Here is a 2,026-nt window from a genome sequence, read left to right as displayed (position 1 = left end):
GGACTAAATAACTTAATTGATCACACTATTTGACTCATAATTATTTACCAGAAAAACGTTATGTAAACTTTCTATTTGTCAATTAGACAAAATAGTTTATTTGCTGGTACCTTATCATTAGCTAGAAAGACCCTACTAAAAAACGTAGACTCCTTTAGGTATCTAAACATTACATATATTTCAAACGTAGATTCCTCTATCGTTAACACCTGCCCAATTCCAGCGTTGTTTACAAGGATATCAAATGTAGTATCACCTATATATTTTTGAAGAGATTGATCCATCATTGAATACAATTTATTAATGCCATTAAAAGTACTTAAGTCTGCACGAATCGCAAATGCGGAACCGCCATCTTTTTTAATTTTATCTACTACACTTTCTGCTTCTTCTTTTCTTTTACTAAAGTGAACAACGACTAACGCACCAGCCTGTGCCAAATGTAAGGCAATACTTCGACCTATCCCTCTACTAGCCCCTGTTACTAATGCAATTTTCCCCTTCAATTTATTCATCTCATCATCCCCTTGTTTAAAAAAATCTACTTAGTTATATCACAAGATACGCTTTGAAATGTTGCTCACTAATTTGATATCCATAAAACCAAAAGGCCCACTCATAATTATAAGAGTCGGCCTTTTCACTTCACATATTCATTAGCTTTACATACAGCATCCCTAACTGTTATGTACTTTGTACTAAGTATAATAAAGACTCTAAATGGTATTATAGGTAAAGCCAACTTAAACTAAAGTTAATTCATATACATTTTGCTTAGAGTCTCTGCCTTTAAACAGTTCGTTTAGGATTCTATGCATATATTCAATAAAATTTCAGCAATGCCTGTATTTTTCATCTTTCATATTTTTCTTTGTTAGCTATGAGTATACTTAAAAAACTAAAAACTATTTGATAATCTTTTAGAATCTAACTTTCTTTTAATACTATTTGCTATTTCTTCAATATTTTCATTTAGAAAGAAATGATTACCTTCAAAAGAATGAAAAGTACACGTTTTACTTGTGTATCGTTCCCATTTTATTACTTGATCATATGTAGTAAATTCATCATTTTCCCCATTAAATATAAGAAAATCAATATCACATGGTTGTGTATTTTTGTCATGAATATACGTCTCAACGATTTTAAAATCTGCTCTTAGAATAGGGAGAAAAATCTCCATTAATTCTTCTGATTGCAGTACCCCAGATGGTGTACCTCCCATTGCAATAACTTCTCTTTTAAATTGCTCATTAGAAAGATTATGTCGGATATTTTTTATTTTACTATTTGGATGATTTCTACCGGACAAAACAAGAAATTCAGGCGATACGTTTTTAGAATCTTTTATTTTTCTGGCTACTTCATAGGCGATCAAACTTCCCATGCTATGCCCGAATAGAATGTAGGGCGAATCATCTATCTGCATAACTATTTTATTGTAGACATCATTTACTGCCTCTTCCATACTTTGGTACAAGTTTTCTTCAATTCTATATCCTCTACCAGCTAACTCTATCGGGACTACCTCAATATATGGATTAAAGTGATTTTTCCATTTTGCGTAACTAAACGCAGATCCCCCAGCATGTGGAAAGCAAAAAAGTTTAGTCTTCTGCATTGATTTTCTCCTTACTTTCAAATTTGTATATATTTTGGCAAATTGCATAAATGTCTTTAATTATTATCTCTTGCGGAAATTCATCCCTTGTTGCACAAGCAGATAACTTATAATTTGGATCAATGTTATATTGTTTAAAGTAAAAGTTTTTAGGTATATTCTTGTATGAAATTAAAGTTCGTGATTCTTTTTTTATAGAGAATGAATTTAATGGGGTATAAAGCCCTTTTCCAATCGTTTTTATATAGCTTTCTTTTAATGTCCATAAATCAAAAAAACAATTAATTTGTTCATCAGAATTCATATTAGATATATCATAAAATTCATCCGCTGAAAAAAATTCTTTTGCTAATTTAAGAGCCTCTATCTCTGAAATCTTTTCTATATCAATACCCACATTAAAAT

The 2,026-nt window shown here is 30.6% G+C and carries 2 protein-coding genes and 1 pseudogene; all 3 read right to left on the bottom strand.

Annotation, left to right across the window (positions count from 1 at the left end; all coding sequences use genetic code 11):
* Positions 1-173 precede the first annotated feature (173 nt).
* Positions 174-515 (bottom strand): annotated as a pseudogene (locus ABWK52_RS08375) (SDR family NAD(P)-dependent oxidoreductase); the annotation flags it as partial.
* A gap of 383 nt (positions 516-898) precedes the next feature.
* Positions 899-1,621 carry a thioesterase II family protein gene (locus tag ABWK52_RS08370; protein WP_001172937.1) on the bottom strand — a complete coding sequence of 241 codons (723 nt, stop codon included), beginning with the start codon at positions 1,619-1,621 and terminating at the stop codon, positions 899-901.
* The coding region (locus tag ABWK52_RS08365; protein WP_353771917.1) for a 4'-phosphopantetheinyl transferase family protein at positions 1,608-2,026 on the bottom strand (419 nt) is incomplete at its 5' end. The genes ABWK52_RS08365 and ABWK52_RS08370, both read right to left, overlap by 14 nt.

The sequence above is a fragment of the Bacillus sp. AP50 genome, from assembly GCF_040492675.1.
GTDB classification, from domain to species: domain Bacteria; phylum Bacillota; class Bacilli; order Bacillales; family Bacillaceae_G; genus Bacillus_A; species Bacillus_A cereus.
The sequence above is the reverse complement of the archived record's forward strand: the minus strand, read 5'-3'. Positions and strand labels throughout refer to the sequence as shown.

Bases quoted from the DNA above. Each gene is read 5' to 3' on its own strand.
- ABWK52_RS08370 (WP_001172937.1), bottom strand. From the start codon at position 1,621: ATGCAGAAGACTAAACTTTTTTGCTTTCCACATGCTGGGGGATCTGCG.